This is a genomic window from Chlamydia psittaci 6BC, assembly GCF_000204255.1.
Classification (GTDB): Bacteria; Chlamydiota; Chlamydiia; order Chlamydiales; family Chlamydiaceae; genus Chlamydia; species Chlamydia psittaci.
Window position 1 is genome coordinate 1,028,781 of sequence record NC_017287.1, and the last position, 18,205, is coordinate 1,046,985.

Consider the following 18,205-nt stretch of genomic DNA (forward strand, 5'->3'; position numbering starts at 1 on the left):
GTTAACTCTTGTCGTATGTTCCCATGAGCTCCGCGGTATCTATAATATGACCTTCCATGACTTCAAGAAGCTGATCTTTGGTCACATTTTCCTCTGCAGGTAAAATGGTATCTAGAGCATAGCTGGAGAGATAATACCGATGCTGTCTATCTGGTGGGCAGGGTCCTTCATAGCAAGCTTTTCCTGAAGTATTCAATCCTTGAACAGCGTAAATATTTGCGCCTTCTGCTAGTTCGGTTATCATTGGAGAGAGGTTATATACTATCCAATGAATCCATAGACCATCTTCTCGTAAATTTTTGGGCACATCGGGATCTTCCATAATCAACGCAATACTTTTTGCTTCTTTAGGAACATCTTTAAATATTAGGGGTGGTGAGATCCCAGCGCCTTGACATGTATATTTTTTTGGAATTGCTTTCCCATAATCAAATGCCGGTGAGAGTAATTGCATAATTCGTCTCCAGTTAGATATCTAGATTTTGCAAAACAGTGGGTTGAGCATCTTCCTCCAGTCTAAGTAAGGCAACTTCTCGATGTGTGGACAACACATCCTTAAACAAAGCTACCAAAGCTATAGAATTTAGAATCACCATACCCGCAAACCCTGTGTCAGAAAGGCTCCAGATCAATCGCATATCTACTATGCCTCCGAAAGGTATAACCGCGACAAACAGGATCTTTAACCAGGAATTGGCTCGTTTTCCCGGGATCATATATTCTAAACTTTTTTCTGCGCAAGCAAACCAAGTCAGGACCGTCGTATAACCAAACAAGGCCATGGCGAGAATGACAACAAGCCCTCCAATAGAACCTAAGCTTGATTTAAAGGCGTTTAACACCATCAGCGTCCCCTCTTGTCCCGAGATATACGCACCAGAAACAATAAGAACAAGTGTAGTGATAGAGCAAACTATCATAACGATGACGGGGGGTAAAAGCGTAACCAGACCATCAACCACTGGATTCTTACTCTGAGAATCGGATTGTAGAATAGACACCATACCACTACCACAATCCGTAGCCATAATCGCACGACTCATTCCAGTTGAGATAACTTGCGTGATTGTATAGCCTCCCAAGCCTGCAACTGTTGCTTTTATTCCTAAAGAAGACGAAACGATAAGTTTTAGCGCGGGAATGATCATCGAACTATGCTGTATAAGAATAATCAGACAAGAAATGGCGTAAAAACCTGCTATAAAAGGAATCACTCGGGCTGAGAATCTTAAAATACGGCTATTTCCCCCTATGAGTACGGGGACAATTGTTAATGCAAGAAAAACTCCTAAAAGAAACTTCAAAGGCACACTCTCAACACAAAGAGGGACTATGCAATTAATTTGTGCAAAATTTCCTGCAGAGAATGCTGTAATAATTGTGAATATACAAAAAAGACCGGCGAGGAATTTACTTCCCAAGCCATAGGCGAGGCATCCCGTGGGTCCACCGATAAACTTGCCGGATTGTCTACACAATTTACGATATTTGACGCCTAAAAAGGACCCTGAGTATTGAACAATGGCACCTAAAAGAGCGGCTACCCAGATCCAGACTAAAGCTCCAGGCCCTCCACAAGCAATAGCAACAGCCATGCCGGCGATATTTCCAGTACCAAAATTCCCAGCAAGAATACCAGCTACAGCTTCGTAACGAGACACTGTACCATTTTCAGTAGACAGATTTTCCTGTTTATTTTTCAACATTAGATTAAAGCCAAGCTTTAACCCAGTAAATTGCAAGCCCCGTAATTTCCATGTTAATAATCCACCAAGAAATAGAATCGTGGGGAACACACAAAAGGAAATGCAGAAATTATTTAATTGTTCTAGGAAATGTAACATTTGTCTCTCTCTTTATTGCTAATAGTGTTCTTTTAACGGAAGATCACAGCAAATTAGCTTGTAGCTTCCTCTCCTGGCTTAGGGGAAAGGAAGCTTCGTTGTAGAGAGCTTAAGAAGGTTGAGATATCACAATATCTACAAGCTCAGGCCACCTTTCCCCTTGCACTATTGAGGCAACGGTCCCGGAATCTAATCCTAAGGTGGAGGCAAAAGCAGAGATATCTTCTTCAGTAATAACACCCTGAGAAGCAGCTTGAGAAAATACGTCACTTAATTCGGACATAAACATATTCCAAATCCAATCGCGACCTTGCATTTTCTTCATACCTTCAATTAATGAAGGGTTTTCAGCTAGAAGCTTCATTAAAGCTAGAGGGTGAAGTTCTCTGATGCGGTTTAAAGCGCTCTTAATCTCACTCTGAGACATAGCTAACGATATAGAAGATTTTTCAGCAGCAGCAGAAACAACGAAAGAGATATCTCTTTTGTCTTGATCCGATAACTGATCTTCGTATTTCTTAAAGTTAGCTTGCACTTTCTGCGTATCCTTCTTAGATTGACTACGTCGAGCAAATAATCTTCGCGAACGACGGGAAGGCTTCTTTTCACTTCTCATGAGTATAACAGATTCGTTATTTATGTCCCTCGAGTTTTTTACGCGCTGCTTAGATCCATAAGGGTTCAAGCAGCAACTACTCAAACTCAAGAGCAATATCAAACCGCCAAAACTGTACTTATAGATGTATTTTTTCATTGCTTTAGTTAATTTTTAAATTAAAATTTATAACATTATATCATAAATACATTAAAATAGGCGGCTTTTAGTTATTTATTTTTTAATATTAAGATCTTTAACATCATAAGAACCTGTATTCTCTGCTCCTTCAGGGAATTGATTCTTGAGTTTCTCGGGTTGATTTGTTATTGGCCATTTTGTTATCAACATGTGGCATTTAGTTAGTGCCCTTTATTAAGGGAAATTAACAAAACAATTAGACGCCAGGGGATCTTATGTTAAAAATCCTTATAATTCGAAGCTGCGCCTGTTTAGTAGCTTGTCTTTTAAGTTTTCCTTACATGTCTGTTGGAGCTCCGGCTTCATCGATGACGCTCCAAACAAACTTATCTTCTGGTAAAGGAAAAATAGGATCCGATTCATGGATTGAACACAAGCTGCGCCAATACCCAGAATTACTTTGGCTGACAGAGCCCTCGGCTGCGGCAAACATAGCGACAACATCGAAAACGACCTATTCCTTATCTTTATTTGATAAGAAGATCTCAGCTTTTGATATTGCTATACGTAGTTTGATTTACCTACACCTGTTAATCCAGGGTTCACGTCAATCCTATGCTCAGCTTTGTCAATTACAACCTGCAGAAAATAGTATTACCTTTAAGCAATTCCAAACTGCTCATAGGCAACTGATTTATTTCTTAAATTCTCCGAAGCATTTTGATAATACTCTAAAAATTTTGGAGACAGCCATTGTTTTAAAACATCTGGGTTGTTCTGCAAAGGCTGTAGCAAACTTTAAACCTTACTTTTCAGAGACCCGAGTTGATGCTTTTTATGCAAAAGCTTTACATGTATTACAAGCATTTCCAGAACTCTGTCCTTCGTATTCACGTCTATCTCCAGAACAAAAAGAAGTTCTTGTTGCATTACGTCGCTTAGCTGATTACGACTCTCTGTTTAACCTGACAACTGCCCCTAATCCTCAGCTTTTATCTGTAGGTAGGATAAAACGTCCGTTGGTAATTTTAGATTTATATCTATATTCTCTGGATATCTGTGGTGAGCACAATTGCTCTCAAGAATTTTACTATAACTTTGCTCCTTTATTATCTATGTTGCAGCAGCATGCAACTGTAGAAGAAGCTTTTTCTCGTTATTTCACTTACAGGGCGAATCGTTTAGGCTTTGAAGGGTCTTCTCGTAGTGATATGACTTTAGTGCGTTTAGCCACACTTATGGAACTTTCTCCTGCAGAAACTAGCGCTCTTACCTGGAGTTATAAAAATCTTCCTATTGATGAGTCAGAAACCTTGATCAATAGCTTTTACACAGTACAAGGGGAACACATTCCTCTAGAAATACGCGGTCTCCCAAATCTAATTACCGGTTTACTACAAGCAAACCATGGAACAGCAACATCAAGCCCTGAAAGCCGCTTGCGTCAGGTTTACTCGACAGCGCTATCTTTAGTCGTGAAAAGCTTGCGTGTTCAGAAGGATATGTTGAAAAAACAATTGCTTGATCAAACGACTGTTTTGGATTTCTCAGAAACGACAATTTCTTGTGGAGGTCTAGATATTTTCTCAGAAAATATTGCTGTACGTGTGCATTTGAATGGTTCAGTTAGCGTTACACTTTAAAGCGTAACGCTATGTACTTACAACTTCTTAAAAAGATCCGCCATCTCTAGAGCTGTCTTCATCCCAGATACTCCTAAGTGAGATCCTTTGATTCCCGCTCGTTGCCATGCAGAATCTACACAAGGGGCTGTGATAACAGAAAAGGTAATGGGTAGATTATATTCTACAGATAACTCACTAATTCTTGCTGACACTTGATCTGCTATGTGATCGTAATGAGTAGTTTCTCCCTTAATGAGCACTCCACAAGCGACTATAGCGTGATACTCTATGCCTGAAGTAAGGAGTTTCTTCAACGTACAAGGGATCTCAAAAGACCCTGGAACGCGTACTATGGTGAGCATATCCTCTGCTCCACCGAGCTCAAGAAAAGTCTGTGCTGCTCCAGAAACCAAAGCATCAGCTATAGGCCCGTTAAAACAGGCACCAACGATAGCCACGCGCATATCTTTTGCCGAGGCTATCCCTTTAAATGTTTTCATATAATCCTAGAATTATCTTGTGTTCACTTCTTCTTTATAAGAAGGAAAGTCTATCCAATGTCCCATACGCTCTTTTTTTGTGCGGAGGTAACATTCATTTTCTTCAGAGATATTGATGGGAAGAGCTATTCTATCAACAATTTCTAACCCATATCCCTGAAGGCCGTAATATTTGTGGGGATTATGGGTAATCAATTTGATCTTTGTCAATCCTAGATCAACTAAAATCTGAGCCCCGATTCCATATTCTCTAGAATCTATAGGGAAGCCAATTTCTAAGTTAGCATCGACAGTATCATACCCACGATCTTGTAAAGCGTAGGCTCGAACTTTATGACCTAATCCAATACCACGTCCCTCTTGTCCGCGTAGATAAACAATAACACCTTCACCCTCTAATCCAATATATTCCATAGCAGAGCGCAATTGGTGTCCACAATCACAACGTATGGACCCCATGATATCACCAGTAAGGCATTCAGAATGTACTCGCACAAGTACATTCTCCTTCCCTTGCACATCACCTTTCACCAAAGCAATATGTTGGATGCCATCAAGCACGGACTCGTAAACATGAATATTAAAATCCCCATATTCTGTAGGAAGACGAGCTGAAGAAATAGGAACCACGAGCCTTTCGGATAACATTCGGTAGGCTACCAAATCAGACGTAGATATGACCGAGATTTTATGCTTCATAGCAAATTCTACAATTTGCGGAAGACGCATCATCGTGTGGTCTTCATTGACAAGCTCCGAAAGGATCCCACAAGCCTGCATATTGGCTAAACGCATGAGATCTAAAGCAGCTTCTGTATGACCGGCTCGTTTTAATACGCCTCCCGGCGTAGCCATTAAAGGAAAGAAATGCCCCGGACGAACAAAATCCTCAGGAACACTATTAGGGTCAGATAGCAGTTCAACTACTCTTGTTCTATCTGCTGCAGACACGCCTGTAGTTACGCCTTTAGCAGCATCTACCGAAACTGTAAATGCCGTACGGTAGCGACAACGGTTATCTTTAACCATAGGGGGGAGGTCTAATTGTTTTACTCTCTCAGAATCTAAAGCAGCACAGATAATTCCCGTCGTATATTTAAGGAGAAAAGTCATTTTTTCAACGGTCATTTTCTCGCCTGCTATGATAAGATCTCCCTCATTCTCCCTTGAAGTCTCATCAACAACAATAACAAATTTACCCTCAGCAATATCTGCAATAGCTTTTTCTACAGGGACAAAACAAGAGGCACGAGCATCATTATTGAATTTTATCACCAACGTTCCTCCAAATTACAGACACCTACTCTCTAGGAATGCTAATGGAAATCCCTATTCACTGCAATCTCTTCCCCGTTTTCTCTATACGATGACTTCCCAAGAAGTTTTTAAAGAATTTCCTAGAATTTCAGAAAATGTAGGCACAATTTTTTGAGAAGAATGCAGGTATAAACCTAGATCCCCAAAAATAGGTTTGCGTTGATCTCCTAAAATTTTAGGTCCTAAGTAAAGGACAAGAGTATTTGCTAAACGTTCTTTCAAAAACGAAGTATGTAAAACTGCCCCGCCTTCAACAAGAACTTGCAAGGTATGTGTAGTAGATAAATATGTCATTAATTCATGTAAATTTACTTTAGAATCTTTAGATTCTGTAACTAGGAGATCCACGCCCAGGTCTTCTATTTTTTTTCTATGATCTTTTGAAGACTGTGCGGTCGTGACATAGAGGGATTTCCCGGTGCTATGAAAGATATTTGCCTCTGGGGGGATCACACCTTTACTATCCACAACCACGCGCAAAGGTTGACAAGGATAGAGTTCACCGGAAGGTTTTCTAGCTGTTAACAAGGGGTTATCTTTTAAAACAGTTTTAGAACCTACAATAATAGCTTGAGAACAGGCTCGGAGTTTCCCAACATCAGCGCGGGCTTCGGGGCAGGTAATCCATTGTGATTGTCCGTCTTTATCTGCAACTTGACCATCTAAAGTCGCAGCACTTTTAATTACCACCCAAGGTTTCCCATGTGTACGTTGGTATAAATAAGACTTTAAAGAGCGCTCTGCTTCTTCTTTTCCTAAACCTTCATAAACACAAATACCCGCTTTTCTTAAACTCGCTATTCCCCTACCTGAGACACGAGAATCGGGATCTAATAAGGCAACATAAACTGCAGCAACTTTATATTTGATTAATAAGTTCACGCAAGGAGGAGTGTTCCCATAGTGGCAGCACGGTTCAAGAGTTACATAGACTTCGCTACCCTCAATGGATTCTGAAGCAGAGCGTATTGCTTTTTCTTCCGCATGAGGCTGACCTGCTTTCTCATGATATCCCTCTCCTATTATCCGACCATTTTTTACGATCACACAACCCACCCAGGGATTCGGTTGTGAAGAAAATGCTCCCTTTTCTCCTAATTCTATAGCTCTTCGCATAAAAAATAGTTGTTGCTCAGAAAAATCTTCCATATACTTTGTCTTTGTGAGAAAAAGGTAATTAAAGAGACATAAGGATGTTGGATATAAAATTAATACGCAAGGCACCTGAAGAATGTGAAGCCCGTCTTCGTAAGAAAGATCCTCTTATTTCTCTTCAGCCTATTCTTGATTTAGATAAAGAAGTCCGCAATCTCAAGACACAAACAGAAGCATTACAATCTCAAAGAAAACTTTTGTCAAATCAGATCCATAAAGCTAAAGCTCAAGGAGAGGATGCGTCTTCTCTGATCGATAGCGTGGAAAAAATTGCTCAAGACCTAGCCAATCTTGAACCCTTACTTGAGCAAAAGGAATCGACTTTACAAGACTTACTCGTACGTCTTCCGAACTATCCTGATGAAGATGTCCCTGTATGCCCTGACAAAACGGGGAATCAGGTAATTAAACAAGTAGGTTCATTACCTACATTCTCTTTTACTCCTAAACATCACGTAGAGCTCAACCAAAAATTACAAATTTTAGATTTTAAACTTCCTGCGAAAACTTCGGGATCAGGTTGGCCTGCATATAAAAACCAAGGAGTATGTTTAGAATGGGCCTTGTTAACCTATTTATTGAATAAGCAAAGAGAACACGGGTTTCAGTTATGGTTACCTCCTCTTCTCGTAAAACATGACATCCTTTTTGGCTCAGGACAAATTCCTAAATTCGATGGTCAGTATTACCGGGTAGAAGATGGAGATCAATCTCTATATCTTATTCCTACAGCAGAGGTTGTTCTTAACGGCTTCCATTCTCAAGAAATTTTTAGTGAGAAGGACCTCCCCATATACTATGCGGCATTTACGCCATGTTTTCGTAGAGAGGCGGGTGCTGCAGGAGCGCATGAACGAGGACTCGTTCGTGTACACCAATTCCATAAAGTGGAGATGTTTGCCTTTACTACCCCAGATCAAGCAGATCAGGCATATGACAAAATGCTCTCTGTTGTTGAAGATATTCTTACAGAATTAAAACTCCCCTATCGGCTATCTTTGCTCTCCACAGGAGACATGTCTTTCACAGCATCAAAAACTATAGATGCTGAGGTTTGGCTACCTGGGCAACAGTCTTACTATGAAGTTTCTTCTATTTCGCAATGTACTGATTTCCAATCCCATCGTTCAGAAACGCGTTATAAGGATAACCACGGAAAAATGCACTTTGTCCACACCCTTAATGGTTCTGGTTTAGCGACACCACGTTTATTCGTGGCTATTTTAGAAAATAACCAACAAGAAGACGGTTCTGTGATTATTCCTGAAGTTTTACGCCCCTACTTAGGGAATCAAGAAATCTTATTACCACAAGAGTAGAATCTATATTGCAAACATGAAAAAAACCTAAGGCAATCTAAACCGTATACCGGATGGATAAAGTAAATGAATACCGATTATGCTCACTTCAAAAATGCAACCCCTGAAGAACACATCAAAATTGTTAGAGATCAGCATGGAGTCTGCCTTGGCGAACCTCATAGAACAATAAAAGGTTTTTTCTATCACCTAGCAAGTGATGCTCTATCCACAGGAGTCTTTTTATTTTTCATTAGAACTCTGGCGTTCCTTCTTCCTATTTCTCAAGCGACACAAGCCGAGATTCTGTTTTCGTTAGGACTAGGATGGATTTTTTATCGTGGATGTTTGAAAGCAAAAAAAGCCTGGTCTTACATGGAGCTTTCTCATCGGTTTATGTTACAAGAAAAAGAAGAAATCGAAAACCATCCCGAACAAGAACGCCTAGAGTTAAGTGTGATCTTTAAAAATCAAGGATTTAAGTCTCCTCTCCTTGAAGAAATGGTAGATTATGTTTGCTCGGACTCTACTCTTCTTCTTGATACGATGATTCGCGAAGAGCTTCACATCTCTATGGAGAATTTCCCTCATCCTTTAAAACAGGGCGGGACACGTATGCTAGGAGGCCTTCTAGGCATAATTCTCTTCCTACCCTTAATTCTCTGTTCTAGTTATACAGTAGCCGCCGTACTATCTGGCATCCTCATTACAGCACTCTCTGCTACTAAAGCAAAAATATTAGGTAATCATATGATTACAGAAGTTGTATGGGTTTTAGGTATTTTCATTACCTCGATAAGTATTGTTTGCACTTGTGTAAAATTTTTATAGATCCTAGGTATCATAATGTTTTCACAACTATTCTCTTCTCCATTTTCACCAGAAAATCTAAATAATTTTTTTGAGTCGGGGATGACCGAGGACAATAGTCCGATGTTATCTAAAAAGAGCCGGTTACTTAGTCGTAATTTATCTTTAAAATCGGCGTGTGTTTCCTTAGGAACGTATTTATGTGCATTAGTGTTCTATTGGTTTCACGTTATAGACATTTCCAATTTGTTTGTCGTTTTTACCTTCTTTCTTGCAGGAACTCCAGCGTTAATAAAGTCTTTAGATGATATTCGTAATAAGACGGTAAATATTGACATCTTAATGACGTCAGCAGCTTTCGGATCTATTTTCATTGGTGGAGCTTTAGAAGGATCTTTACTTCTTGTTTTATTTGCTATTTCTGAAGCTTTAGGGCAAATGGTATCCGGGAAAGCAAAGGGAACATTAGCATCTTTGAAACATCTAGCTCCTACAATAGCTTGGGTAGTTCGGGAAGATGGGAACTTAGAGAAAATTCCGGTAAATCATGTAGAAGTTGGGAAAATCATTCGAGTGAAAAGTGGCGAGATTGTTCCTTTAGATGGAGAAATCATTCACGGATCTTCCTCGATCAATCTTATGCATCTTACTGGGGAAAAAATCCCTAAATCTTGTCAGGTCGGCTCTATAGTTCCTGCGGGGGCACATAATCTCGAGGGAAGTTTTGATCTTAAGGTTTTGAAAACGGGTGCGGACTCAACCATTTCTCATATTATCAATTTAGTTATTCAAGCGCAGAAATCGAAACCACGTTTACAACAACGTCTAGACAAGTATTCTTCGGTGTATGCGTTGACAATTTTTGCTATCTCTACCTCTATAGCTGTTTTAGTCCCTTTATTTACCTCGATTCCTTTCTTAGGGCCTAATAGTGCGTTTTATCGTGCTTTAGCGTTTCTCATAGCGGCATCTCCCTGCGCATTAATTATCGCTATTCCTATTGCCTATCTCAGTGCTGTAAATGCTTGTGCAAAACATGGTGTTCTTCTTAAAGGTGGTGTCGTTTTAGACCGTTTAGCTTCCTGTAATTCTATTGTTATGGATAAAACAGGGACGCTCACAACGGGAGAACTTACCTGCATAGGTTGTGATACTTTCGGTGAGGAAAATCCTGATTTCTTCCCTTCTATTTTAGCTTTAGAACAATCTTCCATGCATCCTATAGCTCAAGCGATTGTTTCCTATCTCATAAAAAATAATGTTTCCTCACGTCCTGCAGAAGAATACTGTATGATTCCAGGACAAGGTGTACGGGGACTTTTTGCAGGTAAGGAAGCATTCGTAGGGAGAGTCGATACCGCATTACAAAAAATTCCCCAAGATTACGTTCAAGAATTAGAAGAGCGTATACACACTGCACGACAACGCGGAGAAATATGCTCTCTTGCTTATTTGCAAGGTTGTTATGCTCTCTTTTATTTTAAAGACACACCACGTCCTGATGCCGGGAAAATTGTCAAGGAGCTTCGAGACGAAGGGTATACTATTAGCATGTTGACAGGAGACCATCAAATTAGTGCAGAAAATACTGCTAAGATTTTGGGGATCTCTGAAGTATTTGCAGATTTATCTCCCGATGACAAATTAGAAAAAGTACGTGAACTTGCGAAGCAACGTCATATTCTCATGGTTGGGGATGGGATCAATGACGCTCCTGCTCTTGCACAAGCAACAGTAGGTGTCGCTATGGGAGAAGCAGGAAGTGCGACCGCCATAGAAGCTGCTGATATAGTTCTCCTTCATGATGCGATTTCCCTACTACCATGGATTATCAGGAAATCTAAGCAAACACGAAGGATCGTTACCCAAAACTTGGGATTAGCCCTGGCTATTATTCTTCTTGTTTCTTGGCCAGCATCTTTGGGGATCATTCCCTTATGGTTAGCAGTGATTCTCCATGAGGGGAGCACCATTGTTGTAGGGCTTAATGCTTTGCGCTTGCTGAAATAGTTCTTAGTATTTTGAGAATCTACGGCTATAGATACTCTGTAGAATACCCAGTGAAGCCATAGTCGAAATTACTGAAGATCCTCCGTAGGAAACTAACACGAGAGGAACTCCAGTAATGGGCATTAACCCGCACATCATGCTAATATTAATTAAAACGTGCATAGAAATATGTACAGTGATCCCTGCTGCTAATAATCTACCAAAACTATCGACAGCCACAGCAACTGTTCGGCAACCGAAACAAATCAAACAATAAAACATCCATAAGGCAAAGAAAAGGCCGATCAACCCGAACTCTTCTCCTAAAGCAGAAAACACGGAATCTGTATATCCATAAGGCAACCATCCCCTCCCGGCAAATTCTCCAGATTTCCATCCGCGTCCCTTAACACCTCCTAATCCAATAGAAATTAAAGATGCACGTTGATGGTGATTTGAAGGGCTTAATCTTTCATATTGGTATTCCTTGATAACCTTGAGTGCATAAGGTTTTACCTTTTCATGAGAAATTATCCCTGAGAAAATCAACAAGGAACAAAGCATACCCGCGCCAGCAATGATAGTGCTAATTTTTACAAATAAGGGGTGGATATTTCCTAGATAAAAAATAGCCAAAGCAACGGGGCATAAAACTAAAGCTGTTCCTAGATCTGGTTCCTTCAGAATCAGTACAAAAGGGATTCCCACAATGATACAAGCCAGTAAAGCTGTGGTCTTCGAAGAAATGACAGATTTACGTATATCTAATGTGTAGCTAAGCATGATGACAACAATCAGCTTAGCATATTCAGAAGGTTGAACACTTAAACCAATCACAGGGATTTTGTACCATCTGTGGACATTTTGTACCGCAGGAACAAAAAATAAACCTATCAGGCTCAAAAGCATGAGAATATAGAGACACCATGCCCAATTTCTTAGTTTATGGTAATCCAGGTACATGCATAAGAAAAAGGCTACCCATCCTAAAGCAAAATGGCGTATCTGCATGATACTTTTATTTGTTAGCAATCCTTTTGACGAGGTTACAAGTATCGTAGATGGATCCATAGAGGAAATCACTACCACACTGATCATCATTAATACAATGATGACCACAAACACCCAAGAATTGACATAGCTGAAATATCTAGTGTTTCTCATAATGCTCTTTATAGCTTAAGAGTGGGATACTTCCAATGAAAGTTATTTATTATGAAATTGCAGAAACTCCATCTACAAATGTAACAGCAAAACAATTCATGCATGTGTGGAATCCTTTTGCTCTTACTGTTGTTTCCACCAAAAAACAAACCGATGGAAAGGGGAAATTTAATAGGTCTTGGGTATCTTCAGATAAAGACCTCGCCCTATCACTGTGCTTTTTCATTACTGAACTTGATATTGATGCGAGCTTATTATTTCGTTTAGGGACAGAAGCAGTACTCGAAGTCATTCAGGATTTAGGCATCACAAACGGAACCATAAAATGGCCTAATGATGTTTTGGTAAATGGTGAAAAGCTCTGTGGTGTTCTTAGTGAAACTCTACCATCCCAAGGTTACTTAGGCATTATTTTAGGGATAGGGATCAATGGTAATAGTTCCAAGGAAGACCTCGCCTCTATAGAGCAACCGGCCACCTCTCTCTCTCTACTTCTAAAGCATACTATAGACCTTGAAGAGATCCGAAATATGCTTGTCGAACGTGTTCAGAAGCGTATCATGCAAAGATTCCCAAAGATCCTAGCGAGAGAAATGAATCACGGGTAAATCTAAAAAACGAAATACTCTCGAAGCTACCCATAATGAAGGTCGCGATCTTTGTTTCAAATATTTCTCCACAGCTTGTTCATAAGCAGCTGTCTCAAAAGCAAATAAATTATCTCTAGCCCAGAAATCTTCTATAAATTGGACTGCTGTTTCTTGTTGGTGATGCTCACCTAGAGTTTCTAAAATCTCATGAACAATCTGAGGTAAGGTTTCTTCCATCTCTTGAAAAGCAAAAAGAATATCGTAGCCGTATTTTAAAAAATCTCTCCAGGGAACCCGGTGATGACTCAATAAAAACTCTGTTTCCTGAGATAACCGCGATATTTTGATATTACCTAAAGAAGCTAGTGAGAGGAGAGCTTGACGCTTGGCAATGGCGTGAGAAAGCAAACACTCCCAAGAAATCATAATATTCTTCACAAGATAGTATAACTGACAATAGGCTCCAAGAAAAGCACCCAAGAGCACGCTAAAAATCACTACAAAGACGAATCCTATCATAGGTTATATATCGCTGACACATGATAAAAAAGCAACTGAGCTCTACATGTAGGTAAGAATCTCAGCATCAGTAAGCTCGCGATATTCCCCGTAACGCAGACCACCGAGAACAAAACTCCCGATACGAATACGAGAAAGCTCTAAAATCGACAACCCTGCAGCCTCAGCAAATAAACGGATTTCGTGTTTTTTCCCTTCATTTACAATAATCTTAAGAGTTCCTCGACGGATTTTCTCTACAGAAACAGGTCTGACTCTCTTGCCATCTATGACCGTACCTTCCATAAGATCCTCAAGATTTTTTGCAGTAACATCACGACTGACTTTAAGCAAATACTCTTTTGTAATGCCAAAAGAAGGGTGAATGATCTTATTAGAAAATTCCCCATCATTCGTGACTAAAATCAACCCCGAGGTCTCCTTGTCTAACCTACCAACAGTAAATACTCGATAAGGAAGGTGGGAAAATAAATCGATAACTAACTTATCACCTGGAAACTTTCTCTCTGAAGAACACAAATATCCCAAGGGCTTATGTACCATAAAATAGACCTTCTTGGTCATGCCTACTCGACGACCATCGACCTTCACTGTATCCGTCTCTTCATCCACTAATACGAAAGGGCCTGGCGCTACCCGACCATTTACAGTTACATGTCCTGAAAAAATGATCTCATCGCACTTTCTCCGCGATGCAACACCTGAAGAAGCTAAAAACTTATTAAGACGAACTTTTCCCATAATATTCTCCATTCGAGACATATATTGTGCCGAAGAATAGCAATAGAGGTCTACCATTCTTTATTATAAAAAAATATTGTCTGGAAAAAATCTTTCTTCTAGACAAAAGTTTTTTTGTTCCTATGCTAGTTTTCTTAATCTCATTACTCAGGAAGCCATGGCCTTTCTTATCTTATTACGACACGGAAAATCCGTCTGGAATGAAAAAAACCTTTTTACAGGATGGGTGGATATCCCCCTGAGTCAAAAAGGTATTGACGAAGCAATGCTTGCAGGCGAGGCAATCAAAGACCTCCCCATAGATTGTATCTTTACCTCCTCTCTTGTGAGGAGTTTAATGACGGCATTGCTTGCTATGACACATCACAATTCTAAAAAAATCCCTTACATTGTTCATGATGATCCTCAACACAAGCACATGAGCAAGATCTATAGTGATGAAGCAAACCACATGATCCCGCTTTACCGTTCCAGTGCACTAAATGAAAGAATGTACGGAGAGCTCCAAGGAAAAAATAAAAAAGAAACCGCTGAGCAATTTGGAGAGGAGCAGGTAAAATTGTGGAGACGTAGTTATAAGACTGCCCCTCCTAAAGGCGAAAGTCTTTACGATACTGGGCAACGCACTATCCCCTATTTTCATGAAACTATTTTCCCTTTGTTGCAAAATTCAAAAAATGTGTTTGTGTCTGCACATGGAAATTCATTACGTTCACTCATCATGGATATAGAAAAATTAAGTGAAGAAGAGGTAATCTCTTTGGAGTTACCCACAGGAAAACCCATAGTGTATTTATGGACCGGTCACACATTCGAACGACACCCAGAACCATTTGGTTAAACAACCAACAAGCGATTCCTCCTTCTACTTCAGTAAGGGAAAGCTTTGAAACCTATGCTGATCCCTTTTCTTTGATACCTTCTTCAGCAATAAAGCTCCTGAATGAAACTGAAGAGGCTGCCCGCAAGCTTGTCGGTTGTTCTAAAGAAACTCATACGTTTCATTTCCTCCCACATTTCCCCCATGCTGTTATGATTATTGTAGCGGCATTATTAGAAAATCTGACTTTTTTCCAGGGGAGGAATCATCTTCTCATCTCTTCTCATGAACAGCAATATCATGTCGACGCGATTTGCCGCCGCCAGGGTTTGGGAACTACTTATGATTGGGTAACGATCAACTCTTCGGGAAGACTCTCTCCAGAACAACTTACAGAGGCATTAACACCGCGTACATTATTATTTTCATTATCTGCAGCTAACGGCATCACAGGGCTGATCGAACCTATAGAAACATTACAACCCTTATGTCAGGATCGGGGCGTTGTCTTGCATTTAGATCTCTCTGATATTTTAGGGCGTGCAACCATAACTCCAGAAATGCTGAATTCCGATATTCTAACATTTTCTTCTCTAGCTTTAGGAGGCATTGGAAACATCGGAGGCATGTTTATTAAAAAATCCCTGAGTAAGTTTTTTGATTTATGGTTACCTTCTAACTCTCCAGGAACTTTGTGTTTAGGTTCTGTAGCAGCTATGAAAACTGCTTGTCAAGAACGCGCATCTTCTTTGTCCTCACTCATCTTACGATCGATAACTCTCAGAAGCAAACTGACAAAAGAACTTCAAGCAGCTTGTCCTGACGTACAATTTCTTTTCCCAGAATTAGAAAATAAACTTCCCAATGTCATGCTTGCCGCTATAGGAGATATCCCTGCGGAGAGTTTAGCGTTCTTCCTGCACCAACAAGGCATCTATCCAGGGCTGGGTTACGAACGCTTCCAACCTATATCTCAAATCTTACAAAATTGTGGTGTATCGCCTTTCCTCTGTCATAGTACCCTACATTTTTCTTTTACAGAGAGAACGAAAGATGAGCAGTTTACTACCTTAGGGCACGTTATCCACGAGGGTATTGCCCACCTAAAATCAGCAATTGCGAGCTCTATATGACAATTCCATTTCAACCTGTCGCCTCTTGGGCAAACGTATCTCCAAAAGTTATGAAGAAGTTCCATAAGTTTTACTGTGAGGGAACATTTTCAGCTGAAGATGCGGAAAGTAAAGGAGCCCATCTGATTATCGGCAGTCAAGGGCATCGTCTCGTGGGGAATTACGTAATATTCTATTGGCTAATAGATAAGGTAAATGGGAAAATTATTGATGCTAAATTTCAATATTTTGGCCATCCCTTTTTACTTGTCCTTGCCGAAACTACTTGTAATTTAGTTACTGGCAAAACCTACGCGCAAGCCTATAATCTTACTGTCAACTCTATCGACATTGAACTGCGCTCTCATCCTGACAAACCTGCTCTCCCAGAAAACAGCTCTTCTCTGTACCACTGTATCATCGATGCTTTAGATATCGCTGCAGAACAATGCATGGAAATTCCTCTTGAGGATGGTTCTCTTCCTCTCAAAGAATCGTTCTTACCTTCAGAGATCGAAGATGCTAATCCTTATACTAAAGAAGCATGGGAAGCTCTGTCCATAGAATCACGACTACACGCTCTACGTACAATCACTGAAGATAAAATTTCTCCCTACGTAGCTCTTGATGGTGGTAGTGTACTCATTGAAAAACTTGAAGAAAATGTCGTAACAATTGCCTATGCAGGAAATTGTTCTGGATGTTTTTCTGCTATAGGATCTACATTGAATTCTATAGGCCAACTTTTACGAGCCTACGTTTATTCTGAATTGCAAATTAAAGTAAATGAGGCCTCTTTAGACTTTTCTATGTCTCAATACTCCGACGAAACTAATTAACTTTTAAAGTTCGTGAATTGTCAATAATTCGTATCTTTTGATAAAGAATAATGAAATGTTAATAACACTATAATGATTTCATTATTTTTTTCCTGAGGATTGTTGTGTTTTTCCAATTCCTGAAAAAGAAAGTTGCTTCATTAGGCATCTCTCCCTTAGGCTTTTTACTTGTTTTTTCAGCTTTAGGGTGTGCGATCTTTTTTGGGAACAACTCTTCTAAATCTCCTGATTTTCCCCCACCACCTGAAAAAAAAACCTCGGGGTGGTTTAAGCTTAGCCAAGTAGCAAATCCTAAATTATTAGAATCCTTAGCAAAAAAAGAACAGCTAGAAAAAGACCTCACTATGTTTCAACCAGTAGCTCATGCTACTGTAGCTTTATCTCTTCCTACGGAAGACGATCCACATATTGTTCCTCAAGTATCGGTGATTCTCTCCTCCCATAAAAATGAACTATTTTCATTATCTCTATTACAGTCCATTACTGACTACTTATCCAGTAGCCTGCCTGGATTAACCAAAGAGCACATTACCTTATCAGATAATCTAGGAAATACGTATTCTCCAGGGGAGTTCTCTACAAATTCTCTGTTACTATCTGCATGCGAGCAATACTTAGGGAAAATTTTTCCTAAAGAACACTTTGCTCTAGCGTGCCTAGCAAACGATACTCCAGGAATCCAGCTAACAATTAATGAGAAATACCTAGCAAAGTTCCCAAAAGAAAAAAGAGAAACATTTTTGCTTCATGCAGAAGAACATCTCAAGAAAATCTGTGGGCCTACCCAACCTATTGTCATTGAGAAATTCCCTTTCTCACAAACCATAAAGAAAGATCGCCTTTCCTATAAGCTCCTCGTTGGAGGAACAATTTTACTTTCTAGTTTAGGGATCATTGCTTTGGCAAGCTTCTATCTTGCTTTCTATGCTTACGAACGTATTCCCTCAGAATCGAAAAAAATAAAACAAGGCATAAATATTACAAAGCTGGTAGAGATACTAAAAAAAGAGTCTCCTGAAAAAATCAGGTTAATTCTCTCGTATTTGGATCCCAAAAAAGCCGACGAGATCTTCAAACATTTGCCTGAAGATGTAAAACACCAAGTACTGAAATTATAAACATTAAGAATTAGGTATATCTTGTGAC

The 18,205-nt window shown here is 39.8% G+C and carries 18 protein-coding genes; 9 read left to right on the top strand and 9 right to left on the bottom strand.

All coding sequences use genetic code 11. The features are described from left to right. Position 1 precedes the first annotated feature (1 nt). The 3 genes from G5O_RS09595 to G5O_RS09605 form a co-directional block, all read right to left on the bottom strand. A complete protein-coding gene (locus tag G5O_RS09595; RefSeq protein WP_006343547.1) occupies positions 2 to 454 on the bottom strand; it encodes a YbhB/YbcL family Raf kinase inhibitor-like protein in 453 nt (150 codons plus the stop codon). A gap of 13 nt (positions 455 to 467) precedes the next feature. Next, on the bottom strand, positions 468 to 1,844 hold the full coding sequence (locus tag G5O_RS09600; RefSeq protein WP_006343548.1) for an alanine/glycine:cation symporter family protein: 1,377 nt from the start codon (positions 1,842 to 1,844) through the stop codon (positions 468 to 470). Positions 1,845 to 1,953: 109 nt separating this feature from the next. Continuing rightward, on the bottom strand, positions 1,954 to 2,598 hold the full coding sequence (locus G5O_RS09605; protein ID WP_013462748.1) for a DUF8085 domain-containing protein: 645 nt from the start codon (positions 2,596 to 2,598) through the stop codon (positions 1,954 to 1,956). A 257-nt stretch (positions 2,599 to 2,855) separates the two neighbouring features. On the opposite strand from G5O_RS09605, the gene G5O_RS09610 reads away from it, so the two are divergent. Continuing rightward, positions 2,856 to 4,223: a hypothetical protein gene (locus G5O_RS09610; protein ID WP_006343551.1), complete on the top strand. Its 1,368-nt coding sequence runs from the start codon at positions 2,856 to 2,858 to the stop codon at positions 4,221 to 4,223. Between the two features lie 17 nt (positions 4,224 to 4,240). Here the strand turns inward: G5O_RS09610 and ribH are convergent, their stop codons facing one another. The 3 genes from ribH to ribD form a co-directional block, all read right to left on the bottom strand. Next, the gene (ribH, locus tag G5O_RS09615) at positions 4,241 to 4,705 is read right to left on the bottom strand and encodes a 6,7-dimethyl-8-ribityllumazine synthase (RefSeq protein ID WP_006343552.1); all 465 of its coding nucleotides are present in this window, start codon (positions 4,703 to 4,705) and stop codon (positions 4,241 to 4,243) included. Between the two features lie 12 nt (positions 4,706 to 4,717). After that, positions 4,718 to 5,980, bottom strand: a complete 1,263-nt coding sequence (locus G5O_RS09620; protein ID WP_006343553.1) for a bifunctional 3,4-dihydroxy-2-butanone-4-phosphate synthase/GTP cyclohydrolase II — start codon at positions 5,978 to 5,980, stop codon at positions 4,718 to 4,720. Between the two features lie 84 nt (positions 5,981 to 6,064). Next, positions 6,065 to 7,171, bottom strand: coding sequence for a bifunctional diaminohydroxyphosphoribosylaminopyrimidine deaminase/5-amino-6-(5-phosphoribosylamino)uracil reductase RibD (gene ribD / locus G5O_RS09625; RefSeq protein ID WP_006343554.1), 1,107 nt, complete (start codon positions 7,169 to 7,171; stop codon positions 6,065 to 6,067). Positions 7,172 to 7,215: 44 nt separating this feature from the next. Here ribD and serS point away from each other — a divergent pair, with 44 nt between their 5' ends. The 3 genes from serS (at position 7,216) to G5O_RS09640 (ending at position 11,295) form a co-directional block, all read left to right on the top strand. Beyond that, entirely contained in the window at positions 7,216 to 8,496 is a 1,281-nt protein-coding gene (gene serS / locus G5O_RS09630) for a serine--tRNA ligase (RefSeq protein WP_006343555.1), read from the top strand. A gap of 66 nt (positions 8,497 to 8,562) precedes the next feature. Further along, a complete protein-coding gene (locus tag G5O_RS09635; protein WP_006343556.1) occupies positions 8,563 to 9,306 on the top strand; it encodes a VIT1/CCC1 transporter family protein in 744 nt (247 codons plus the stop codon). Positions 9,307 to 9,321: 15 nt separating this feature from the next. Next, a complete protein-coding gene (locus G5O_RS09640) occupies positions 9,322 to 11,295 on the top strand; it encodes a cation-translocating P-type ATPase (protein WP_006343557.1) in 1,974 nt (657 codons plus the stop codon). Between the two features lie 3 nt (positions 11,296 to 11,298). Here G5O_RS09640 and G5O_RS09645 read toward each other — a convergent pair whose 3' ends face one another. Next, the gene (locus G5O_RS09645; RefSeq protein WP_006343558.1) at positions 11,299 to 12,438 is read right to left on the bottom strand and encodes an FtsW/RodA/SpoVE family cell cycle protein; all 1,140 of its coding nucleotides are present in this window, start codon (positions 12,436 to 12,438) and stop codon (positions 11,299 to 11,301) included. A gap of 35 nt (positions 12,439 to 12,473) precedes the next feature. Here G5O_RS09645 and G5O_RS09650 point away from each other — a divergent pair, with 35 nt between their 5' ends. Then, a complete protein-coding gene (locus tag G5O_RS09650) occupies positions 12,474 to 13,046 on the top strand; it encodes a biotin--[acetyl-CoA-carboxylase] ligase (protein WP_006343559.1) in 573 nt (190 codons plus the stop codon). On the opposite strand, the gene G5O_RS09655 is transcribed toward G5O_RS09650, so the two are convergent. Both G5O_RS09655 and G5O_RS09660 read right to left on the bottom strand, forming a co-directional pair. After that, complete coding sequence (locus G5O_RS09655) at positions 13,020 to 13,547, bottom strand: hypothetical protein (protein ID WP_006343560.1); 528 nt, start codon at positions 13,545 to 13,547, stop codon at positions 13,020 to 13,022. The genes G5O_RS09650 and G5O_RS09655 overlap by 27 nt on opposite strands. 42 nt (positions 13,548 to 13,589) lie before the next feature. Further along, entirely contained in the window at positions 13,590 to 14,288 is a 699-nt protein-coding gene (locus G5O_RS09660; RefSeq protein WP_006343561.1) for a pseudouridine synthase, read from the bottom strand. A gap of 157 nt (positions 14,289 to 14,445) precedes the next feature. Here G5O_RS09660 and G5O_RS09665 point away from each other — a divergent pair, with 157 nt between their 5' ends. The 4 genes from G5O_RS09665 (at position 14,446) to G5O_RS09680 (ending at position 18,177) form a co-directional block, all read left to right on the top strand. Continuing rightward, positions 14,446 to 15,129 (top strand): 2,3-bisphosphoglycerate-dependent phosphoglycerate mutase, encoded by a 684-nt coding sequence (locus tag G5O_RS09665; protein ID WP_006343562.1) that lies wholly within the window; start codon positions 14,446 to 14,448, stop codon positions 15,127 to 15,129. Then, on the top strand, positions 15,084 to 16,241 hold the full coding sequence (locus G5O_RS09670; protein WP_006343563.1) for an aminotransferase class V-fold PLP-dependent enzyme: 1,158 nt from the start codon (positions 15,084 to 15,086) through the stop codon (positions 16,239 to 16,241). The genes G5O_RS09665 and G5O_RS09670 overlap by 46 nt, the downstream gene beginning before the upstream one ends. Continuing rightward, on the top strand, positions 16,238 to 17,059 hold the full coding sequence (locus G5O_RS09675; RefSeq protein ID WP_006343564.1) for a NifU family protein: 822 nt from the start codon (positions 16,238 to 16,240) through the stop codon (positions 17,057 to 17,059). The genes G5O_RS09670 and G5O_RS09675 overlap by 4 nt, the downstream gene beginning before the upstream one ends. A gap of 104 nt (positions 17,060 to 17,163) precedes the next feature. After that, positions 17,164 to 18,177 carry a type III secretion system protein gene (locus tag G5O_RS09680; protein ID WP_006343565.1) on the top strand — a complete coding sequence of 338 codons (1,014 nt, stop codon included), beginning with the start codon at positions 17,164 to 17,166 and terminating at the stop codon, positions 18,175 to 18,177. Positions 18,178 to 18,205: the final 28 nt, after the last annotated feature.

Bases quoted from the DNA above. Each gene is read 5' to 3' on its own strand.
- G5O_RS09595 (WP_006343547.1), bottom strand. From the start codon at position 454: ATGCAATTACTCTCACCGGCATTTGATTATGGGAAAGCAATTCCAAAA.
- G5O_RS09600 (WP_006343548.1), bottom strand. From the start codon at position 1,844: ATGTTACATTTCCTAGAACAATTAAATAATTTCTGCATTTCCTTTTGT.
- G5O_RS09605 (WP_013462748.1), bottom strand. From the start codon at position 2,598: ATGAAAAAATACATCTATAAGTACAGTTTTGGCGGTTTGATATTGCTC.
- G5O_RS09610 (WP_006343551.1), top strand. From the start codon at position 2,856: ATGTTAAAAATCCTTATAATTCGAAGCTGCGCCTGTTTAGTAGCTTGT.
- ribH (WP_006343552.1), bottom strand. From the start codon at position 4,705: ATGAAAACATTTAAAGGGATAGCCTCGGCAAAAGATATGCGCGTGGCT.
- ribD (WP_006343554.1), bottom strand. From the start codon at position 7,171: ATGGAAGATTTTTCTGAGCAACAACTATTTTTTATGCGAAGAGCTATA.
- serS (WP_006343555.1), top strand. From the start codon at position 7,216: ATGTTGGATATAAAATTAATACGCAAGGCACCTGAAGAATGTGAAGCC.
- G5O_RS09635 (WP_006343556.1), top strand. From the start codon at position 8,563: ATGAATACCGATTATGCTCACTTCAAAAATGCAACCCCTGAAGAACAC.
- G5O_RS09640 (WP_006343557.1), top strand. From the start codon at position 9,322: ATGTTTTCACAACTATTCTCTTCTCCATTTTCACCAGAAAATCTAAAT.
- G5O_RS09645 (WP_006343558.1), bottom strand. From the start codon at position 12,438: ATGAGAAACACTAGATATTTCAGCTATGTCAATTCTTGGGTGTTTGTG.
- G5O_RS09650 (WP_006343559.1), top strand. From the start codon at position 12,474: ATGAAAGTTATTTATTATGAAATTGCAGAAACTCCATCTACAAATGTA.
- G5O_RS09655 (WP_006343560.1), bottom strand. From the start codon at position 13,547: ATGATAGGATTCGTCTTTGTAGTGATTTTTAGCGTGCTCTTGGGTGCT.
- G5O_RS09660 (WP_006343561.1), bottom strand. From the start codon at position 14,288: ATGGGAAAAGTTCGTCTTAATAAGTTTTTAGCTTCTTCAGGTGTTGCA.
- G5O_RS09665 (WP_006343562.1), top strand. From the start codon at position 14,446: ATGGCCTTTCTTATCTTATTACGACACGGAAAATCCGTCTGGAATGAA.
- G5O_RS09670 (WP_006343563.1), top strand. From the start codon at position 15,084: ATGGACCGGTCACACATTCGAACGACACCCAGAACCATTTGGTTAAAC.
- G5O_RS09675 (WP_006343564.1), top strand. From the start codon at position 16,238: ATGACAATTCCATTTCAACCTGTCGCCTCTTGGGCAAACGTATCTCCA.